The organism is Flavobacterium sp. K77 (assembly GCF_021608205.1).
GTDB lineage: Bacteria > Bacteroidota > Bacteroidia > Flavobacteriales > Flavobacteriaceae > Flavobacterium > Flavobacterium turcicum.
The window spans coordinates 183,265-202,585 of sequence record NZ_JAKIHO010000001.1; the positions used below are offsets into that span (position 1 = coordinate 183,265).

20 protein-coding genes are annotated in these 19,321 nt (G+C 35.8%); 9 read left to right on the forward strand and 11 right to left on the reverse strand.

Features of this window, described 5'->3' with window-relative positions; genetic code table 11:
* The first annotated feature begins 118 nt into the window (after nt 1-118).
* The 4 genes from hflX to L1S34_RS00845 all read left to right on the forward strand — a co-directional run bounded on the left by hflX (nt 119) and on the right by L1S34_RS00845 (nt 4,018).
* The gene (hflX, locus tag L1S34_RS00830; protein ID WP_236362168.1) at nt 119-1,375 is read left to right on the forward strand and encodes a GTPase HflX; all 1,257 of its coding nucleotides are present in this window, start codon (nt 119-121) and stop codon (nt 1,373-1,375) included.
* A 370-nt stretch (nt 1,376-1,745) separates the two neighbouring features.
* Nucleotides 1,746-2,330 carry a PepSY-associated TM helix domain-containing protein gene (locus L1S34_RS00835; protein WP_236362170.1) on the forward strand — a complete coding sequence of 195 codons (585 nt, stop codon included), beginning with the start codon at nt 1,746-1,748 and terminating at the stop codon, nt 2,328-2,330.
* 158 nt (nt 2,331-2,488) lie between these two features.
* Nucleotides 2,489-3,091 carry a hypothetical protein gene (locus L1S34_RS00840; RefSeq protein WP_236362172.1) on the forward strand — a complete coding sequence of 201 codons (603 nt, stop codon included), beginning with the start codon at nt 2,489-2,491 and terminating at the stop codon, nt 3,089-3,091.
* A 60-nt stretch (nt 3,092-3,151) separates the two neighbouring features.
* Nucleotides 3,152-4,018 carry a DUF5694 domain-containing protein gene (locus L1S34_RS00845; protein ID WP_236362173.1) on the forward strand — a complete coding sequence of 289 codons (867 nt, stop codon included), beginning with the start codon at nt 3,152-3,154 and terminating at the stop codon, nt 4,016-4,018.
* 213 nt (nt 4,019-4,231) lie between these two features.
* Here the strand turns inward: L1S34_RS00845 and L1S34_RS00850 are convergent, their stop codons facing one another.
* The 6 genes from L1S34_RS00850 to L1S34_RS00875 all read right to left on the reverse strand — a co-directional run bounded on the left by L1S34_RS00850 (nt 4,232) and on the right by L1S34_RS00875 (nt 8,341).
* Nucleotides 4,232-5,143 carry a DUF3078 domain-containing protein gene (locus L1S34_RS00850; protein WP_236362175.1) on the reverse strand — a complete coding sequence of 304 codons (912 nt, stop codon included), beginning with the start codon at nt 5,141-5,143 and terminating at the stop codon, nt 4,232-4,234.
* Between the two features lie 70 nt (nt 5,144-5,213).
* The gene (locus L1S34_RS00855; protein ID WP_236362177.1) at nt 5,214-5,735 is read right to left on the reverse strand and encodes a DUF2480 family protein; all 522 of its coding nucleotides are present in this window, start codon (nt 5,733-5,735) and stop codon (nt 5,214-5,216) included.
* 67 nt (nt 5,736-5,802) lie between these two features.
* Nucleotides 5,803-6,126, reverse strand: coding sequence for an SUF system Fe-S cluster assembly protein (locus L1S34_RS00860; protein ID WP_086455167.1), 324 nt, complete (start codon nt 6,124-6,126; stop codon nt 5,803-5,805).
* Between the two features lie 116 nt (nt 6,127-6,242).
* A complete protein-coding gene (locus tag L1S34_RS00865) occupies nt 6,243-6,662 on the reverse strand; it encodes a SufE family protein (RefSeq protein WP_236362179.1) in 420 nt (139 codons plus the stop codon).
* 12 nt (nt 6,663-6,674) lie between these two features.
* The gene (locus L1S34_RS00870; protein WP_236362181.1) at nt 6,675-7,109 is read right to left on the reverse strand and encodes a hypothetical protein; all 435 of its coding nucleotides are present in this window, start codon (nt 7,107-7,109) and stop codon (nt 6,675-6,677) included.
* Nucleotides 7,110-7,126: 17 nt separating this feature from the next.
* Nucleotides 7,127-8,341: an aminotransferase class V-fold PLP-dependent enzyme gene (locus L1S34_RS00875; protein ID WP_236362183.1), complete on the reverse strand. Its 1,215-nt coding sequence runs from the start codon at nt 8,339-8,341 to the stop codon at nt 7,127-7,129.
* Between the two features lie 181 nt (nt 8,342-8,522).
* Between L1S34_RS00875 and L1S34_RS00880 the strand changes: the two genes are divergently transcribed.
* On the forward strand, nt 8,523-9,869 hold the full coding sequence (locus L1S34_RS00880; protein ID WP_236362185.1) for a serine hydrolase domain-containing protein: 1,347 nt from the start codon (nt 8,523-8,525) through the stop codon (nt 9,867-9,869).
* 69 nt (nt 9,870-9,938) lie between these two features.
* Here the strand turns inward: L1S34_RS00880 and sufD are convergent, their stop codons facing one another.
* From sufD to L1S34_RS00905, 5 genes are all read right to left on the reverse strand, one after another.
* A complete protein-coding gene (sufD, locus tag L1S34_RS00885) occupies nt 9,939-11,255 on the reverse strand; it encodes a Fe-S cluster assembly protein SufD (protein ID WP_236362187.1) in 1,317 nt (438 codons plus the stop codon).
* A gap of 81 nt (nt 11,256-11,336) precedes the next feature.
* Entirely contained in the window at nt 11,337-12,089 is a 753-nt protein-coding gene (sufC, locus tag L1S34_RS00890) for a Fe-S cluster assembly ATPase SufC (protein ID WP_236362188.1), read from the reverse strand.
* Between the two features lie 64 nt (nt 12,090-12,153).
* Nucleotides 12,154-13,602: a Fe-S cluster assembly protein SufB gene (sufB, locus tag L1S34_RS00895; protein ID WP_236362190.1), complete on the reverse strand. Its 1,449-nt coding sequence runs from the start codon at nt 13,600-13,602 to the stop codon at nt 12,154-12,156.
* 43 nt (nt 13,603-13,645) lie between these two features.
* Nucleotides 13,646-14,014, reverse strand: a complete 369-nt coding sequence (locus L1S34_RS00900; protein WP_236362192.1) for a four helix bundle protein — start codon at nt 14,012-14,014, stop codon at nt 13,646-13,648.
* A gap of 35 nt (nt 14,015-14,049) precedes the next feature.
* A complete protein-coding gene (locus tag L1S34_RS00905; RefSeq protein WP_166132709.1) occupies nt 14,050-14,379 on the reverse strand; it encodes a HesB/IscA family protein in 330 nt (109 codons plus the stop codon).
* A 175-nt stretch (nt 14,380-14,554) separates the two neighbouring features.
* Between L1S34_RS00905 and L1S34_RS00910 the strand changes: the two genes are divergently transcribed.
* The 4 genes from L1S34_RS00910 (at nt 14,555) to L1S34_RS00925 (ending at nt 19,287) form a co-directional block, all read left to right on the forward strand.
* Nucleotides 14,555-15,514 (forward strand): YjgN family protein, encoded by a 960-nt coding sequence (locus L1S34_RS00910; protein ID WP_236362193.1) that lies wholly within the window; start codon nt 14,555-14,557, stop codon nt 15,512-15,514.
* Between the two features lie 4 nt (nt 15,515-15,518).
* A complete protein-coding gene (locus L1S34_RS00915; protein WP_236362195.1) occupies nt 15,519-16,589 on the forward strand; it encodes a M48 family metallopeptidase in 1,071 nt (356 codons plus the stop codon).
* A 131-nt stretch (nt 16,590-16,720) separates the two neighbouring features.
* Nucleotides 16,721-17,581, forward strand: a complete 861-nt coding sequence (locus L1S34_RS00920; RefSeq protein ID WP_236362197.1) for an MBL fold metallo-hydrolase — start codon at nt 16,721-16,723, stop codon at nt 17,579-17,581.
* Between the two features lie 77 nt (nt 17,582-17,658).
* Nucleotides 17,659-19,287 (forward strand): S8 family peptidase, encoded by a 1,629-nt coding sequence (locus tag L1S34_RS00925; protein ID WP_236362199.1) that lies wholly within the window; start codon nt 17,659-17,661, stop codon nt 19,285-19,287.
* Nucleotides 19,288-19,321 lie beyond the last annotated feature (34 nt).

The window sequence follows — 19,321 nt, forward strand, 5'->3', positions numbered from 1 at the left end:
AGTTAAAACTTTCCTTTGGCTTGACCGAAGTTACATTCTGTTCAAACGTTCTTTTTTTATAATCAGATAGCTTCGTAAGTCGCTGACAAATCCGTAAATTTGTAGCTTATTCAATAACATGTTAGAAACAGAAGTAATCAATTTCGAAAAAACCGCTTTAGTAGGTATCGTAACTCAAAATCAAAGTGAAGAAAAGTTAAACGAATACCTAGACGAATTAGAGTTTTTAACCTACACCGCTGGTGGAGAGGTAATCAAACGCTTTTCGCAAAAAATGGAGCGCCCTAATCCCAAAACGTTTGTTGGTACCGGAAAAATAGAAGAAATACACCTTTTTGTAAAAGAAAATGGAATTTCGACCCTAGTTTTTGATGACGAATTATCGCCGTCACAGCAAAAAAATATATCCAAGATTATCACCGAATGTAAAATTCTAGATCGTACCCACCTTATTCTAGATATTTTTGCGCAACGTGCCGAAACCTCTTATGCCCGTACCCAAGTTGAACTGGCGCAATGTATTTATATGTTGCCTCGTTTATCAGGACTTTGGACGCACTTAGAGCGCCAAAAAGGGGGAATTGGAATGCGCGGACCGGGTGAAACCGAGATTGAAACCGACCGTCGTATCGTACGTGATCGTATTTCGTTACTCAAAGACAAAATCAAAACCATTGATAAACAAATGGGCGTGCAACGCAGCAACCGTGGCGCTATGGTTCGTGTGGCGCTAGTTGGGTATACCAATGTTGGTAAATCTACTTTGATGAATGCTGTGGGTAAAAGTGATGTTTTTGTAGAGAACAAACTCTTTGCAACGCTAGATACTACCGTGCGTAAAGTGGTTATTAAAAACTTGCCTTTCCTACTTTCGGATACCGTAGGATTCATTAGAAAATTGCCTACGCAGTTGGTTGATTCCTTCAAAAGTACACTTGATGAGGTGCGCGAGGCCGATTTATTGCTGCACGTAGTCGATATTTCGCACCCAGATTTTGAAGACCATATCGAGTCGGTAAATCAAACCTTGCAAGACATCAAGGCGCATGACAAACCGGTGATTATGGTGTTCAATAAAATTGACGCCTACAAACCACTAGTCATTGACGAGGACGATTTGATGACCGAAAAAACACCAAGACACTTCACGCTAGAGGAATGGAAAGCCACTTGGATGAGTAGAGTAGGAGAGCAAAACGCTTTGTTTATCTCGGCCACACACAAAGAAAATTTCGAAGAATTCAGAGAACGCGTGTACGAGTCTGTGCGCCAGATACACATAACCCGTTTCCCGTACAACAAGTTTTTGTATCCAGATTACAATGACGCCATCGAGAAAGACGAGGAACAAGACGATGAATCCGAAATAGATTAATCGTTTCACAACCTTATATCACATCCCTTTTGAATTTCAAGAGGGATTTTTTTTGGGCATGCCCCAGCTTTCACTATCGTTGCAGCTGCGTCAGGCTGTTCGCTATATCTTTTTATACCTTTTAGGCTACTAGCCTTCAAAAGGCTAGTAGCCTAAAAGGTATAAAAAGGATGCCGCTTCCATCCTTCATGCATTAGGGTAGCATTTTAAAGTGCTATTTACAATAATTAACACTTTTCAGTTGCATAGTTGGGTACGAAATGTCTTGTATAAGTTTCTTTTTTCAGTATATTTGAAAACAAACGCAGAGCTTTAAAAGCTATATGTATTTTTGAACTTTGGTACTATTTTCAATCTTTTGAACAATTAAATGACCCCATCAAATAAACGACAAAATCAAGCAAAGTTGCTACGAAATTTCAGAGAAATTCACCGCAAAACAGGTGCCTTACTCTTTGTGTTTTTCTTTGTCATTGCATTAAGTGGTTTGTTTTTGGGATGGAAAAAACATAGTAACGGATTACTATTACCACAATCAATTAAAGGAACATCAACCAATTTGAAAGAGTGGTTGCCACTAGATAAGTTGCATCAAAAGGCGTGTAAAATTGCACACGATTCAATTGATCCTCAACTCTCGCTTGAATTAGACCGAATCGATATTCGAAAAGATAAAGGAATGGTAAAATTTGTATTTACCGATAGTTTCTGGGAAGTACAATTGGATGGCGCTACCGGTAATTTGCTACAAGTAGCACGCCGTCGTTCTGATTTTATAGAAACCATTCACGACGGGTCGTTTTTAGATCAAATATTTGGTACCACGGGCGGAGAATTGAAGGTGGTGTATAGTTCGGTTATGGGTTTGGCATTACTCATTTTTACCGTAACCGGATTTTGGCTTTGGTACGGACCAAAGCGCATGCGCAAGCAATCAAAAAATTCGAAGGAATAGCGGGTGACAGTTTCGAAAAGAGATTGTTAGTCACATAAAAATGGATAGGAGTATTGTAATTTATTCTTTAACAGACAGTTATCCATTTGGTGGCTAAAAATATACAGATTTATTATTTTTTAAATTTAAACCAAAACATAGTTATACATTACAAATTCATGAAAAAAATTATTTTAGCAGGTTTGCTTTTAATCAGTCTCAACTCATTTTCACAAAAAAATGCAGACTACGTTTCCTTTGTACAACAAATTAAAAAAGACGCCAAAATTGATACCAAAGACCAAACGGTACTTAACTTGTTAACTGATTTTTACGAACAAATTTTACAGTCGGAAACAGGTGAATTACAAGCTAGTATGTCAGAGCGAATTCAGAAATTGTATGCTGATAAAGATGCTAAAAACCTCCATATCTTGAATTTGTTTTTAGCGTATCAAGAACATATCAGCCAAACGGCAGTTAATGGAAAAGTACCGGATGCTACTTTTCAGAATAATTTGTTAGACGATTTGGAGACCGAATTGCAAAGCACCTTTGGCGTTGTGCCCGTTATTATCAAAATTTATAAAGTAGAAGCTCTACAATCGGCTGGCAAGTTCAGTGAATCAAGTGCGTTGTTAGCAAAAAGTTTGCAGGAGTTTCCTAAGTCGGTTCCTTTAAAAGTATATTCATACTTAGATACGAGGAACGAAAGTTTAAAAAAAGAATTAATATCGGAACATGCTTCGCATTGGATGGTGCAACAGTTTCAAATAAAATAAAATTAGAAGTCCGTTGCCAAAATAAATAAACGTTTTAACTCAACTCTAAAACAGATCGCTATGAAAAAGTACCTATTGATACTCGCCTTGCTTATAAGTTGTGTTTCTTTCGGGCAAGACAATCCCAAAAGAATAAAAGTTATTTTATTAGGGACTTTTCATTTTAATCAAAGTTTAGAAAGCAGTAGCAAGTTGCATTCAGACTTATTTTCGCAAAAGCGACAAGAGGAGGTTGCTAGTTTAGTAGCAAAACTTGCTAAATACAAGCCTACGAAGGTATTCCTTGAATTTACTCCGAAAAATCAACCTTTTTATGACAGTATTTACAACGATTATTTGCAAGGAAAAGAACCTGAGAAACGAAGTGTAAAAGCCAATGAAATTTTCCAACTCGGAATGAAAACGGCCAAAATCCTCAATCATAAAAAGGTAATCGGTATGAATTACCAACCCGAAGAATTAGCGGATAGCACCTATAAACCTAAAAACAAGGTGGATGAGGCAGTTAGAAAATTATACTTGGAGTTAGGTAAATTTAATGATGAAACCAGAACGAATGCTCAATTTTATGATTTGAAATACCCATACAAATTTCCCAAGCTAGATTCGCTCCTGCAAAAGGTGCCATTGAATAAGTTTTTGCAACACATTAATTCTGAGAAAAAATTACAGCAAGCAGAGTATAACGAATGGAACTATTTTTTAAGTATGGGAACCGGTAGTGATATGAGCTCTTTAGAATATGTAAGTTCGTTTTGGTACGGAGCAAACCTTAGAAATTTCAATAATGTCATGCGGCAAGTAGATTACAAGCAAGATGAATGTTACTTGATTATTTATGGGTCCAATCACATTCCTTTTTTACAATACTTGTTTAATGGTAATCCGTTTTTTGAAGTTTTAGATATTCAAAAAGTGCTCAACTAAATAATAAGCAGTAAAGTTTTAAATTTGATGTATCTAGTTTTACCTCTTCACAAAATTTATTTTCAGTAGGATCATTTGTCGAAAAGGTTTTATTAAAGTTTGAATATGCGAGTTTAGAGGAAGTTGAAAAGGCAAAGATTGATAAAGATATAATTCATAAAAAATACATTCTAAAAAGATTTCAGAATGCATTTTTTATGAAATAATTTAAAATTAAAAACCATAATTAACACCTAAACCAATATTTTGACGAGTTTGAAATCCTTGAAAGGCATTGTCATCATAAATGGTTTGAAAGGTAAAATTGGTTGATAAGTATTTATTAATAGTCATCACTACATTAACTTGATAGTCGATATCAACATTTTTGGGAGTATCTAAATAATTCGAGTATAAATTGGCAATTTGTTCTACTGAGACATTTTTCATCGCATTGAATTTGTAATAGCCATTTACTGCGGCACCAAATTCATAACGAGTACTCTCGCCCTCGGCCACTCCAAAAGAGGTTGTTTTTTCGGCTAATGCTAAAGCTTCTGGAGAAGTAAAATGTGGATGTACCACAATTAATCTCGAGGTTGCTGGTGCAATGTTAAATTTAAAAGTATTACTTTTTTTCCACATCATACCTGGTCCCAATTGAAAATAAGCTGGTGAAAAGAAATGAGATATTTTGTTGGTTTGAGTAGCGGGATCAAAACCAGAATCTAATTGTGTTTGGAAATTAAAAAACGCAGAGTAAAACCAATATCCAGTAGCTTTTTTACCCACTAAAGAGTTGTACAGCAGGCGGTCATCTGTTTTTTGAGTTTTTGCATTTTTAATTTTAGCAATACCATAACCTACAATTACTTTGTTGTCCCAATTAAGATCTCCTTTTTTATAATTGAAATCGTAGTTGATTAATAAGTTAGCGGCAATATTACTTTGTCCACCTGCAAGCCAATTGTTGAATGTGGCTTGGTTTCCAATTAGCGAAAAGGTCCCTGATTTTAACCAGCCGTCCGGTTTATCAGCTCCTACTTTTGCGGCAGCAGCCTCTGTTTTTTTTAAATTTTCTTTCTCGTTTACTTGCGCCAAACCTATGGTCGACACTAACATCATACTAAGTATAATTTTTTTCATGTATTTTATTTTAAATACAAAATTACATCTGCAGCGTTATCGTTCAAAAAAAGTTGTTAAACGGCAAGTTTTATCGATTAGAATCTTCTTTTCCTCGTTTGAATAAAGGAACGGCCGAACAAGCTTCACCATACATAATACTGCGGGCTACTTGTTGTAGATGTTGTACAGCAACCACATAAGCACGGGTTGGTACTGGTTTTTTAGAACATCCTTTCAAGATAACGGGTTTGTCTTGATACACCGAATAGTCTATTTTTGGCAATAATTCTTCGTATAAAGAAGCTTCAATGTCTTGTAATGTTCCGTTGATTGTTTTTTTTGCAAAAGGCGCTACCTGCGTAGCCACTAAAATCGATGCCCAAGCCGGAACAATTGCGTCAGTACTGCAATGAATGGCTACATAATGATCTTGGTATTGAGACCAATCGTGATTCTTCAGACTTTCTCTGAAATCTTTCTCTCTTAACAAAAATCCTTCAGCAAGCCATTGTGAGATGTCAATTTGCGTACGAATCCCTTTTGGATAATAATCCTCAAGATCAAAAACTTCGAGTACACTATTGGCTACTTTATTAATTATCTCTTCCATTTCGAAAAGTTTAAAAGGTTTAAAGTTTAAAGTTGCTCAACCTTTAACTTTAAACCTGAAACAAATTTTACAACATCCCCAATTCTAATTTAGCTTCTTCACTCATCAAATCTTTGCTCCATGGCGGGTCAAAAGTGATTTCAACTTCGGCATCTTTTACATGCTCGATAGATTTAATTTTGTCTTCTACCTCTTTTGGTAAGCTTTCTGCAACGGGACAATTTGGTGAAGTAAGTGTCATAAGAACTTTTACTTCGTAATCTGTGTTTACCATTACGTCATAAATCAAGCCTAGTTCGTAAATATCTACAGGAATCTCTGGATCGTAAATAGTTTTTAATTTTTTTACGATTGCTTCTCCTAATTCGTTAGTGTCTATTTCTTGTGTCATGTTTTTATTTTTTTATTTTTTATAGTATCTAAGTAATATCAGGATATTTAAGTTTTAACGTAATTTTTCATTTTTAACTTATATGCCCTTATATGTCTTATATGGTAAAAGGAAATTTAGTTCTTCGCCTCAAAAGCCAAAGCATACATTTTGATGTTTTTTATCATCGAAACTAAACCATTAGCTCGAGTGGGCGACAAGTGTTCTTTCAGGCCAATTTCATCAATAAAATCCATATCGGCAGCTAGTATGTCGGCGGCTTTTTGATTGCTAAAAGCGCGAATCAAAATGGCAATAATTCCTTTGGTTAAAATAGCATCACTATCGGCAGTGAACACAATTTTATCGTCGGCTTGCTCGCCTTGTAACCATACTTTTGATTGACAACCTTTGATGATGTTATCTTCTGTTTTGTATTCGTCTTTGATAAGCGGTAGTTTTTTTCCCAGTTCAATGATGTATTCGTAACGATCCATCCAGTCATCAAACATCGAGAATTCTTCTACTATTTCCTCTTGTATATCTTTTATAGTCATGTTTATTCGTGTTTAATTTGCCTCAGCTAAAGCATTGATTTTGTTTACTAATTTTTCAATTTCTTTTGGAGGAGTACCATGATCAAATGTTTTACTTTGATAGGTCTTTTCTTTGTGCACTATTTTCAGATTTGCCATTGCTGCGCCGTCGTGAAATCTTTTTTCAGAAGGCGCTTTTAATGTTTCCACTTTGTCAAGTTCAATAGTTTGAAAATCCGTTATAAGTTCTTTCCAATCTGCATCAGAAATGGGAGTTGTGGTTGGTTTTTCAGTCTCATTTCTGTCTTTACTTATACTCAATTCTTGGTTGACAACGGTAATTTTTTGATAAAAACCTCTCGTATTAGCCGTGTACTCGATCACTGTGTTTTCTAAATCAGATTGTTTCTTGTTACTGCATGTAGATCCAAGAATCACGGTGGCCACTAAAGCTAGTACTGTTTTCATAAGGTTGTGTTTAAGCGTTAAGCAAGCATATTTTGGGCTCTTTTTACGGCGGCAACTAGGCTATCAATTTCTTCTTTGGTATTGTAAAACGCAAACGAAGCTCTTATGGTGCCAGGAATCTCAAAGAAATTCATGATCGGTTGTGCACAATGATGTCCTGTTCGAACTGCAATTCCTAATTTGTCAATTATGGTACCAATATCGTACGGGTGAATTCCTTCAATATTAAATGAAATCACAGATGTTTTTTCTTTGGCAGTACCGTAAATTTTCAAACCTTCAATGGTTAATAATTGTTGGGTTCCATACTCAAGCAATTCTTTTTCTTGCTGCTGAATGTTGTCAAAACCAATCGAGTTCATATAATCAACCGCAGTTCCTAATGCAATTCCTCCAGCAATATTAGGCGTCCCTGCTTCAAATTTATGAGGTAGTTCTGCATAAGTTGTTTTCTCGAAAGTCACTTCTTTGATCATTTCGCCACCTCCTTGATACGGCGGTAATTTATTCAACCATTCCTCTTTACCGTATAAAATACCGGTACCTGTTGGTCCGCACAATTTATGTCCTGAAAAAACATAAAAATCACAATCTAGTTCTTGTACATCAGGTTTTAAATGCGGAACAGCTTGTGCACCATCTATCAAAACTGCAGCGCCTACTGCGTGTGCTTTGTCAATCATGTATTTAACAGGATTGATCGTTCCTAGCGCATTCGAAATATGATTCACTGTTACGACCTTAGTTTTATCCGACAACAATTTATCGTATTCTGCCATAATTAACTCGCCATCCGTATTCATAGGAATGACACGTAAAATTGCTCCTGTACGTTCGCACAACATTTGCCAAGGCACAATATTGCTATGGTGTTCCAATGCCGAAACTAAAATTTCATCACCCGGTTTTAAAATCGAAGCAAATCCATTCGTTACTGCATTGATGCCGTGTGTAGTTCCCGAGGTAAAAAGTACTTCGTGAGCAAATTTTGCATTGATGTGATTTTGAATTTTCTTGCGGGATTCTTCGTAAGCGTCAGTTGCTAATTGACTCAAGGTATGTACACCGCGATGGATATTAGCGTTGATTTCTTGGTAGTATTTCGCTATCGCATCAATCACCACTTGTGGTTTTTGAGTGGTAGCTCCGTTATCGAAATAGACTAATGGTTTACCGTTTACTTTTTGAGTAAGTATCGGAAAATCGGCTCTTATTTTTTGAATGTCTAGCATAGTTATCGTAGAAAAAATCTAGATACAAAAGTACTGAAATTAAACCGTTTTGAAATTAAGAAACCCAAGTTTTTCATACTTTCTTGTTATGCTTTGATAGCCAAATTATTTGCCAAACAGTCGTTTTTTAAACCAACCTAATTCAAATGTTTTTAATAAATTGCAGTCAAAAGAATGGTTTATGAAAAAAATATTTAAAATTGCTTCGGTTGTTCTTCTAATCGGAATTGTATATGTGGGTTTTACAACTTATCCAAAGCTCGATTTAATTTCTGGTTTTTCAGCCAAAAGTATTGCTTCGGGTCATTTTCTAGATGGTAGATCACAAGCTATGATTGAAGCTGGCGATAATGATATTGATTTGATCGATTTGGCAACAAATCAAATTGATGAGGCTGGAAAGTTTGCTACTGCTTCAGTTTATGGATTAAAGGAACGAAAAGCCATTTACCGTGAAGGTTTGGGAGTTACTTTAATTAACGATGATTTTGATGTTTCAAAACCGTATTTGGTTCCCAAAAGAACAAAATTGAACAATAATTTACCTTTTCCATACGGAAATAACGAACCTAAAGATACCATTTTTGCTAACGTTGATTATACCAAATTGAATGCGGCTGTAGCCAATGCTTTTGATGTGAAAGGAGAATTGAAAAAGAGAACTCGTTCCCTATTAGTAATTTATAAAGACAAAATTATTGCCGAAAAATACGATACAGGATTTACTAAAAACAGTAGAATTTTAGGTTGGTCTATGACCAAAAGTATCACGAGCGCCATGTTGGGAGTTTTAGAAAAGCAAAGAAAATTTGACATTGATGCTCCAGCTCCTATTGCAGAATGGGCAAATGACGAACGTAAAAAAATTACAACAAGTGACTTGCTCCACATGAATTCTGGTTTGCAATGGGTGGAAGATTATGCTTCTATTTGTGATGCTACCAAAATGCTTTTCCAAGCCGAAGATATGACCCGAGCGCAACTCGAGAAACCAGCCGCTCATAAACCCAATACCCATTGGAATTACTCCTCTGGAACGACGAATTTACTTTCTGGAATTTTGCGCAAGCAGTTTAAAACACATCAAGAATACTTAGATTTTTGGTACACGGATTTAATTGATAAAATTGGAATGAATTCTATGGTTATCGAAACCGATATGGCAGGGAATTATGTGGGATCATCTTACGGTTGGGCGACTACTCGGGATTGGTCTAAGTTTGGCTTACTTTATTTACATCAAGGCAACTGGAACGGAGAACAAATTTTTAATGAAAGTTGGGTGAAATACACCGCAACACCTACAAATACCTCAGGAGGTAGATACGGTGGTCAATTTTGGCTAAACGCTGGAGGATTTTTCCCTGATGTTCCAAAGGATATGTATTACTGTAGCGGTTTTCAAGGCCAAATGGTAGCCATCATTCCATCAATGGATATTGTGATTGTTAGAATGGGTTTAAAAGAGAATTCGGAGTTTGATTTTAATGGAATGCTACGAGACATTCTCAAAGCAGTAAAAAAATAATTGAAATAGAAAGGGCGCAAAGTTGTGAAACTCTGCGCCCTTTGTCTATAGCGAACCTTGTGGTTAAAACTATAAATCAAATCCCATTTTTACGCCAAGTTTGTTGGCAATAATTTTGGTGATGCGTTGTTTTAACTCTGGTATTTTAATGCTTTCGATTACTGCATTAGAGAATGCGTACATCAATAAAGCTTTTGCTTCTTTAACTGGAATTCCGCGTTGTTGCATATAGAACAATGCTGTTTCGTCTAATTGCCCGATGGTGCAACCATGAGAACATTTTACATCATCAGCAAAAATTTCTAGTTGCGGTTTGGCATTGATGGTAGCCTTGTCACTCAACAAAATATTATTGCTTTTTTGAAACGCATTTGTTTTTTGAGCTTCTTTTTCAACAAAGATTTTTCCGTTGAATACACCGGTTGATTTATCAGTGAATATTCCTTTGTAATCTTGATGACTTTCACAGTTTGGAGTGGCGTGGTGTACCAAGGTGTAGTGGTCTACGTGCTGCTTATCGCCAATGATGGTAATACCGTTCAAGTAGCTTACGATATGCTCCCCGAAATGGTAAAAATTAAGATTATTACGAGTCATGTTCCCTCCAAAACTGAAGGTATTTACAGCAACACTGCTTTCTTCTTGCTGAGATACATATGTGTTATCAACTAAATTAGCAGCTTCGTTATCGTTTTGAATTTTATAAACATCTACAAAGGCTCTTTTTTGTGCAAAAATCTCAGTAACCGAATTGGTTAATACTGCATTTTCGTTCAAACTTTGGTGACGTTCGATGATTTGCACTTGCGCGTTCTCTCCCACAACAATCAAGTTGCGCGGTTGTACTAGCATTGCTGCTTCATTACCAGTCGATAAATACATGATTTCGATCGGTTTGTCTGCCACTTTTCCTTTCGGAATGTTGATGTACGCTCCTTCATTGGCGAAAGCCGTGTTTAATGAAGTCAAAGTTTCTTCTTTGTTGACAACTTGATTAAAATACGCGTCAATAACTGTTTTGTATTTTGGTTTTGTCAAGGCAGAAGACAGTAAGCAAACATCAATTCCTTCGTGAGTTGTAGCTGATAAATGCGAACTAAAAACACCATCAATAAAAACCACTTTGTAGGTATCAACTTCATGTAAAAAGTATTTTTTTACATCAGAATATTGTACAGCGTTTTCCTGTTTTGGAAAAACGGTAAAGTCATTTTTAAGAATTGCGTTAAGCGATGTATATTTCCAAGCTTCCTCTTTTTTAGTTGGGAAACCTTTGGTTTCAAAGTTTTTTAGGGCAGCGGTACGCAGGTCGTGTAGTTCAGTGTGAACATCAACGCGCTCCTCAAAAGCCATAAAAGACGATATTAATTTTTCTTTTAAATCCATTTTTATATTGTTTAAAGTTTAAGGTTTAAAAGTTTAAAGTTATCATGAGGCAACTTTAAACTTTAAACTTCAAACAAAATTTTAAGCTTCTTGTTCTTGTTTAATCCAGTCGTATCCTTTTTCTTCTAGCTCGTGGGCCAATTCTTTTCCGCCAGATTTTACAATTTTTCCGTTGTACAAAACGTGAACAAAATCAGGAACGATATAATCAAGTAATCTTTGGTAGTGTGTGATCACTACGATAGCATTTTTATCGCTTTTTAGTTTGTTAACACCATTGGCAACAATTCTCAAAGCATCGATATCTAGTCCAGAATCGGTTTCGTCAAGAATAGCTAATTTTGGTTCTAGCATCGCCATTTGAAAAATTTCATTACGCTTTTTCTCTCCACCTGAAAAACCTTCATTTAAAGAACGTGACAAAAACTTACGGTCTATTTCTAGTAATTCTGATTTTTCACGAATCACTTTCAGCATTTCGTTGGCAGGCATTTCTTCCTGACCATTTGCTTTACGTGTTTCGTTGATAGCTGTTCTCATGAAGTTAGTTACCGAAACTCCCGGAATTTCAACAGGATATTGAAACGAAAGGAAAACACCTTTGTGCGCTCTTTCCTCTGGAGCCAATTCTGAAATGTCTTCGTTATCCAAAAAGATTTGTCCTTCGGTCACTTCATAATTTTCGTTTCCTGCAATAATTGCCGAAAGGGTACTTTTTCCAGCACCGTTTGGTCCCATAATCGCGTGAATTTCTCCCGCTTTTACTTCCAGGTTAATTCCTTTTAATATTTCTTTGTCGCCTATTGAGGCGTGTAAATTTTTTATGCTTAACATTAGATTTTATTTTAAACCATTAAGGTATTAAGATTCATTTAGTTTTCTATCGGTTGTCTAATTTTTATCCCACCGAACCTTCAAGAGAAATTTCCAATAATTTTTGTGCTTCTACCGCAAATTCCATTGGCAACTTATTCAATACATCTTTACTGAAACCGTTTACGATTAATGCAATTGCTTTTTCAGTTGGAATACCACGTTGGTTGCAATAAAAAACTTGGTCTTCACCAATTTTACTTGTCGTAGCTTCGTGTTCAATTTTTGCTGTTGGATTTTTACTTTCGATGTACGGGAATGTATGTGCTCCACATTTGTTCCCCATTAATAAAGAGTCGCATTGTGAAAAATTACGAGCATTATCAGCGTTAGGTGAAATACGTACTAAACCACGGTAACTATTCTGTGATTTACCAGCAGAAATTCCCTTGGAAATAATAGTCGATTTTGTGTTCTTACCAAGGTGAACCATTTTAGTTCCCGTATCGGCTTGTTGGTAATTATTAGTTACTGCAATCGAATAAAATTCTCCCGTTGAATTATCCCCTTTTAAAACTACCGATGGGTATTTCCAAGTTACAGCTGATCCTGTTTCTACTTGTGTCCAAGAAATTTTTGCGTTTTTCTCGCAAATTCCTCTTTTAGTTACAAAATTATACACACCACCTTTTCCTTCTTTGTTTCCAGGATACCAGTTTTGTACGGTTGAATATTTTATTTCGGCATCGTCAAGTGCAATTAACTCCACTACTGCAGCGTGTAATTGGTTTTCGTCACGACTTGGTGCTGTACAGCCCTCAAGGTATGAAACGTAGCTTCCTTCATCGGCAATAAGTAAGGTTCTTTCAAATTGTCCTGTACCGGCTTGATTGATACGGAAATAAGTTGAAAGTTCCATTGGGCAACGCACTCCTTTTGGGATGTAACAAAAAGATCCATCAGAGAATACGGCTGAGTTCAAGGCAGCGTAAAAGTTGTCTTTTTGTGGCACTACAGTTCCCAAATATTTGCGTACTAATTCTGGATGTTCTTTGATGGCTTCAGAAATACTCATGAAAATAATTCCTTTTTCGCCTAAAGTTTTCTTGAATGTTGTAGCTACCGATACCGAGTCAACTACGATATCCATGGCCACATTATTCATCATTTTTTGCTCATCAACAGAGATACCTAACTTTTTGTACATTTCTAAAAGTTCCGGATCTACATCATCTAAAGTTTTATTAGGATCAACTGCTTTTGGTGCAGAATAGTATGATATTGCTTGGAAATCTGGTTTTTCATAATGTACGTTAGCCCATTCTGGTTCTACCATTTGCTCCCAAGCACGAAAAGCCTCAAGGCGCCAATCGGTCATCCATTGTGGTTCTTCTTTTTTAAGTGAAATGGCACGAACAATATCTTCATTTAAACCAATAGGAAACGTCTCAGCTTCCAGCTCGGTGTAAAATCCGTATTCGTATTCTTTATTTTCGAGTTCGATTTTTAAATCGTCTTCTGTGTATTTACTCATTTTGATTTAAAGATTTAAAGATTTAAAGATTCAAAATTGAACATTAACCTTTATTATTTGTGTCTAAATATTTAATAAAATTAGAAAGGTTTTGAGAAATTTCAATTGTTAAATTATAACCTATTTGAATCTCCTCTTGATTGCAAAACCCTAACTCTCTTGCTAATATCAACATATTTCTAACCTCCGCACAACTGCCTTTGGAGATTTTTAAATATCTTGTAAATTGTCTATTACTATTGTATTCTGAACCTTCGGCAATATTATTTGTAATTGAAACTACAGCTCTTTTTATTTGGTCTTTAAAACCAAATTCTTTTTCTAAAGATTTATTGTTTAATAATTCAAAAATTAATTTGGTCAAGACAACACCTTTCTTATGAACATCAAATTCTTCAAATGATTTTGTCATGCTTTCATTAATCTTTTAATTTTTCAATCTTTAAATTAAAGAGAGAAACTCTCGCCACAACCGCAAGTTCTTGTTGCATTCGGATTGTTAAATACAAAACCTTTTCCGTTTAATCCACCAGAAAACTCTAAAATAGTTCCTGCTAGGTAAAGGAATGATTTTTTCTCAACCGCTATAGTTATGTCGTTGTCAATGAATATTTTATCATCGTCTCCTTTGTTTTTGTCAAATTTTAAATCATATGACAATCCAGAGCAGCCGCCGCTTTTTACACCTACTCGTACATAATCTGTAGCAGCATTAAAACCATCGTCTTGCATTAAGTCGATAATTTTCTTTTTGGCAGTGTCAGATACCTTTATCATGTTTATATTGATTTTGTCTAAATTAAACGCAAAGATAGTGTTTAAAATACTTTTTCCATAATTGATAACATTATTATAACTAATGCAAAAATAGAATTTAGTTATTTGCGCATTTTAATTTTATTATATTACTTTTAACGCTTTATAACTTACAAACAAACCAAAAAAACTATTTATGGAAGAAAATGTACCAAGCAAAATGCATTATCAACTCGATTTTAAAGGAAAAGGGGAAACTTTTTTCGGTATCGTAATTGTCAATTGGCTCTTAACTATCGTTACTTTAGGACTTTATTATCCGTGGGCTAAGGCCAAAACGCTACAATTTTTATTCGGTCAAACCACTTTAAATGATGATGCCTTTGCTTTTCATGGTACTGGTAAGGAGATGTTCAAAGGATTTTTAAAAGCTTTATTAGTCTTTTTTATTTTGTTTGGAATATTGGGTGCACTTACCTACTTAGGTCATCAAGGTATTGGTATTTTGGTTCTTTATTTAGGGATTTTTGCTATTATGCCATTGGCCATTCACGGATCGTACCGTTACAGAATGTCCCGCACGACATGGAGAGGAATTCGTTTTGGTTACCGAGGTGATCAAGCAGAATTAGTTAAACTTTTTTTTAAGTGGGTTTTCTTTACCATTATTACTTTGGGTATTTACGGTTCATGGTTTCAAATGAATTTACGCAGGTATGTTATCGGCAATATTCGTTTTGGTGATGCCGAGATGAATTACGATGGTGATGGTGGCGATTATTTATTGATGAATATCAAAGGATATTTTTTGACAATTTTTACTTTCGGAATTTACTCCTTCTGGTGGCAAAAAGAAATTTTTGAATACTATGTGAACAATTTGTCATTACACAAAGATGACAAACGCATCGAGTTTACATCGACTGCTAGTGGTGCTGATTTTATTGGCTTGATCGTAATTAATATGTTGCTAATTGTGTTTACATTAGGATTGGGTTACTCTTGGGTAGTAACGCGTACTATGAAATTTATTTTTGACCACATTCAATTAGACGGTAATATTGATTTGAATACATTACACCAAACCGAAGAAAACTATAAAGATGCTACCGGCGAAGACGTTAGTGACTTTTTAGATATGGATTTTATCGTTTAAAAATATGAACCAAGAAGCCGCAGGAATTTATTTTGATGGCAAGTCAGCCGCCCCGCAAGCAGTAACTATTGTTTTGAACACATTAAATGGTGTTCTACAGTTTCAAACCGAAACAGCTACAGTAGGGCGCTGGTTGCTGGGTGAACTGAGTTTTGAAAACGTGGGTACAACCCTGCAATTGCAAAAACAGCAACCGGATGGCATCGCAATTTTAAAAATTACAGACTCCACATTTGCAGCTGCTATTTTAAAATTTCGTAAAGAAAACAATCAAGTAGGTTGGTATGAAAAAATGCTGGCATCGGGCATGAAATTTCATCTTGTTTTGGCACTCGTGATTTTGGGTTTAATTGGTCTGACCTATGTTTACGCCATTCCGTGGGTGGGAGAAAAATCAGTAGCGCTAATTCCTGAGAGTTTTGATGATACCATGAGCGGAACGTTTATCAGCGATAATTTGCTGTTCTCAGATGTAGCTTCGGATAAATCCAAAGTCTTAAACGCTTTCGCAAAAGAGTTACAACTCAACAATAAAAAGAAATTGAAATTCATATTTGTTGAAGAGGATATTGTAAACGCTTTTGCTTTGCCTGATGGTACAATTGTGGTATATTCCGAAATTATAGACAAGATGCAAAATTACGATGAGTTAGTTGCACTTTTAGGCCACGAAGCCGCGCACGTTAACAATCGCCATTCGATGAAAATGCTTTGTCGCAACTTGTCTGGTTACTTGTTTATCTCAGCAATTTTAGGTGATGCCAACGGAATAATGGCTACCATAGGCGATAACGTAAATAGTTTTCAATCATTGTCGTTTTCTCGTGAGTTCGAACAAGAAGCTGATCGTGAAGGTTTTGCTATTGTTGTTAAAAATAAAGTAAATCCTAACGGAATGTTGAATTTATTTAAAAGACTTCAAGACGAAGGTGATTCTATCGTTCCGGAGTTTTTGAGTTCGCATCCTGTTACAAAGCAGCGCATTGCAACCACTAGACAGTTGGTTAAATCTACTCCGCACCAAGTTGAGGCAAATAAAAAGCTGCAACAGTTATTTCAACAATTAAAAAAATAATCTCAAGTCAAATTGCACTTAAATCATTGCAAATCAATTGTGTATTGGTTTGGGTGCAATTTGTTTTTACACACTTTTAGGTCGGTATCAATAAATATGCTTAATTTTAGAGCATACAATTTTGATACATTATGAAACTATATCCAATTGAAACCGGTAATTTTAAATTAGATGGCGGTGCTATGTTTGGCGTGGTTCCCAAAACCATCTGGAACAAAACCAATCCTGCTGATGCCAATAACCTAATTGATATTGCGGCACGTTGTTTATTAATTGAAGAGGAAAACCGCTTGATTTTGATAGACACCGGAATGGGAAACAAACAATCTGATAAATTTTTCGGATACTATTCTTTATGGGGTTCTCATTCATTAGATAAATCTCTGGCAAAATACGGTTTTCACCGCGACGATATTACGGATGTATTTATGACGCATTTGCATTTTGACCATTGTGGAGGAAGTGTACAATGGAATAAAGACAAAACGGGATATGAACCAGCCTTTAAAAATGCTAAGTTTTGGACCAACGAAAATCATTGGGAATGGGCTACAAAACCTAACCCGAGGGAGAAAGCTTCGTTCCTATCTGAAAATATTTTGCCCATGCAAGAAAGCGGTCAATTGCATTTTATACAAAGACCCGAAGGTGATTTTCTTGAAAAATCTGAATTAGGATTTGGAATCTTTTTTGTAGATGGACATACCGAAAAACAGATGATTCCACACATTCAATATAAAGGTAAAACCATCGTTTTTTGCGCTGATTTATTGGCTACAGCCGGGCACATTCCCATACCTTACGTTATGGGTTATGATACAAGGCCACTACTTACCATGCCAGAAAAAACTAAATTATTGACTTCAGCCGCAAACCAAGAATACTATTTGTTTTTAGAGCATGATGCCCACAATGAAATAGTTATTGTAGCACAAACTGAAAAAGGAGTTCGACTACAACAAGTTTACAGATGCGATGAAATCTTAACGTAGTGTTAATCCTTTTATTTGTGTAACAAAATCAATTATTTTAGACCAATATTTTATAAAATTTTTAAAAGTAAATATCCATGAATACCATCAAACCTATCTACATTTCTGCTTTTGCCATGCTTGCTTTAGTAGGATGTGGTGCTGCAAAACAAGTTTCGAGTACTGCGACAGCTAATTTAGCTCCAATTTCGGCACCGTTAAATATACAGAAGAAAGCGGCTTTAACCGAAAATGAATTGAAACGTTGGAGTCACCTTGATATCGTAAGCGACACCATTCCTGGAATGAGTGTTGATAAAGCTTACGCTGAATTATTAAAAGGTAAAAAAGGAGTACCAGTAATTGTAGGTATTGTGGACTCAGGTGTTGATATCGAGCACGAAGATTTAAAATCGGTTTTGTGGACCAATGCTAAGGAAATTGCAGGAAACGGTATTGACGATGATAAAAATGGTTACGTTGATGATATTCACGGTTGGAATTTCTTGGGTGATATTACCAAAGAAAATGTTGAATACGAAAGAATCATTAGAGATAAAACTTTGGTAGACGAAAAAACATTTCAAGAAGCCAAAGCAGTAAATGATAAAAAAGTGGCCGAAGCAGCTACCATCAAAGCACGATCGGAGCAAATGATTAGCACATTAACCACAAGTGATGCTGCAATTGCGAAGCATTTAGGTAAAGCTGTTTATACCGCAGAAGAGGTAAAAGCAATTACAACTCAAGATGCTGATTTACTAAAAAGCAAAACTACAATGCAACAAATGTTGGGTTATGGTTTACCAGTTGCCGAGTTGAAAGTTGCAGTTCAAAAACAAAAAGATGCTCAAGATGCACTTATTAATGGCGACAACCTGAAAACAGATTATCGTAAAGTGGTTGGTGACAATCCAAACGATATTACGGATACCAAGTACGGAAACAACAACGTAATGGGTCCAGATAAAAACGAAATTTTGCATGGTACACACGTTGCCGGGATTGTGGCTCAAGTTAGAGGGAACAATTTAGGTGGAGATGGTGTGGCTAATAATGTTCAAATTTTAACAGTTCGTGCCGTGCCAGACGGAGATGAGTACGATAAAGATATTGCATTAGGAATTCGCTATGCGGTAGACAATGGCGCGAAAGTAATCAACGGAAGTTTTGGTAAGGCTTTTTCACCTCACAAGCAGTGGGTGTATGACGCGATCAAATATGCAGAGAAAAAAGACGTGCTTTTTGTACACGCAGCCGGAAACGATGCGAAAGATATTGACTTTGCCGAAAATTTCCCGAACGATTCTGATGATAAAGTAAAAGAGTTTGCTTCAAACGTAATTACAATTGGAGCATTGAATTATGAGTACGGAGAAAAAGTAGTCGCTCGTTTTTCTAACATTGGTAAATTAAATGTAGACGTTTTTGCACCAGGAGTAAAAATTTATGCAACCACTCCAAATAACGAATACCAATATTTACAAGGAACTTCAATGGCAGCGCCAAACACAGCAGGAGTTGCAGCATTGATTCGTTCATACTATCCAAAATTATCAGCCAAACAAGTAAAACAAATCTTGATGGATTCAGGAGTTGCAATAACTACCGAAGTAATTGTAGGCGGAAAACCAACAGACAAACGTTCGTTTAGCACACTATCACAATCAGGTAAAATTGTAAATGCTTACAACGCATTATTGATGGCTGAGAAAATGTCAAAATAACTAATAAAAACTTAATTTTATGGAAGGACAAATC